The sequence below is a fragment of the Arthrobacter sp. NPDC097144 genome, from assembly GCF_044762205.1.
Classification (GTDB): domain Bacteria; phylum Actinomycetota; class Actinomycetes; order Actinomycetales; family Micrococcaceae; genus Arthrobacter_B.
This window is the reverse complement of sequence record NZ_JBIWDW010000011.1, coordinates 1-1689: the sequence shown is the minus strand read 5'-3', so window position 1 is coordinate 1689 and position 1689 is coordinate 1. Positions and strand designations below refer to the sequence as shown.

At 57.1% G+C, this 1689-nt stretch carries 1 rRNA gene; it reads right to left on the bottom strand.

What is annotated here, in order from left to right:
• Positions 1 to 376: 376 nt before the first annotated feature.
• Positions 377 to 1689, bottom strand: a 16S ribosomal RNA gene (locus ACIQXM_RS18050); the annotation flags it as partial.

Below are 1689 nucleotides of genomic sequence, written 5' to 3'. Positions count from 1 at the left end.
CACCGCGTATTTACCGCGGAACGCTTCAGACCTGCGCAGGAACAACCAGAAACAACACGGTACCCGTGTCCTTCCAACCATGTTCTTGGTTCGAATTCTTCGGTCCTGTTGCCTCAGGACCCAACAGTGTGCCAAACGGTAAAACCCGGTACATGGATACCCGGCAGCAGTTCCAACCCTGAACCCGCGTTCTCTCCCCAAAAAGGAAAAACCACGGCACGGCGTACTGTGCTGCCCGGACCACCCCGGGAACCTGCCTATTGATATTCCACCCTTGAGCACCCACCGAAGAACTAACGTCTCCGATATGGGCATCTCCTGCAAAGCACACATCCAACACTGTGGAAGGACATGGACACTTTGAGGTGCTCCTTAGAAAGGAGGTGATCCAGCCGCACCTTCCGGTACGGCTACCTTGTTACGACTTAGTCCCAATCGCCGGTCCCACCTTCGACGGCTCCCTCCCCAAGGGGTTAGGCCACCGGCTTCGGGTGTTACCAACTTTCGTGACTTGACGGGCGGTGTGTACAAGGCCCGGGAACGTATTCACCGCAGCGTTGCTGATCTGCGATTACTAGCGACTCCAACTTCATGAGGTCGAGTTGCAGACCTCAATCCGAACTGAGACCGGCTTTTTGGGATTAGCTCCACCTCACAGTATCGCAACCCTTTGTACCGGCCATTGTAGCATGCGTGAAGCCCAAGACATAAGGGGCATGATGATTTGACGTCGTCCCCACCTTCCTCCGAGTTGACCCCGGCAGTCTCCTATGAGTCCCCGCCATAACGCGCTGGCAACATAGAACGAGGGTTGCGCTCGTTGCGGGACTTAACCCAACATCTCACGACACGAGCTGACGACAACCATGCACCACCTGTAAACCGGCCACAAGTGGGGGACCTGTTTCCAGGCCTTTCCGGTTCATGTCAAGCCTTGGTAAGGTTCTTCGCGTTGCATCGAATTAATCCGCATGCTCCGCCGCTTGTGCGGGCCCCCGTCAATTCCTTTGAGTTTTAGCCTTGCGGCCGTACTCCCCAGGCGGGGCACTTAATGCGTTAGCTACGGCGCGGAAAACGTGGAATGTCCCCCACACCTAGTGCCCAACGTTTACGGCATGGACTACCAGGGTATCTAATCCTGTTCGCTCCCCATGCTTTCGCTCCTCAGCGTCAGTTACAGCCCAGAGACCTGCCTTCGCCATCGGTGTTCCTCCTGATATCTGCGCATTTCACCGCTACACCAGGAATTCCAGTCTCCCCTACTGCACTCTAGTCTGCCCGTACCCACTGCAGACCCGGGGTTGAGCCCCGGGCTTTCACAGCAGACGCGACAAACCGCCTACGAGCTCTTTACGCCCAATAATTCCGGATAACGCTTGCGCCCTACGTATTACCGCGGCTGCTGGCACGTAGTTAGCCGGCGCTTCTTCTGCAGGTACCGTCACTTTCGCTTCTTCCCTGCTGAAAGAGGTTTACAACCCGAAGGCCTTCGTCCCTCACGCGGCGTCGCTGCATCAGGCTTTCGCCCATTGTGCAATATTCCCCACTGCTGCCTCCCGTAGGAGTCTGGGCCGTGTCTCAGTCCCAGTGTGGCCGGTCACCCTCTCAGGCCGGCTACCCGTCGTCGCCTTGGTGGGCCGTTACCCCAACCAACAAGCTGATAGGCCGCGAGTCCATCCAAAACCGCAT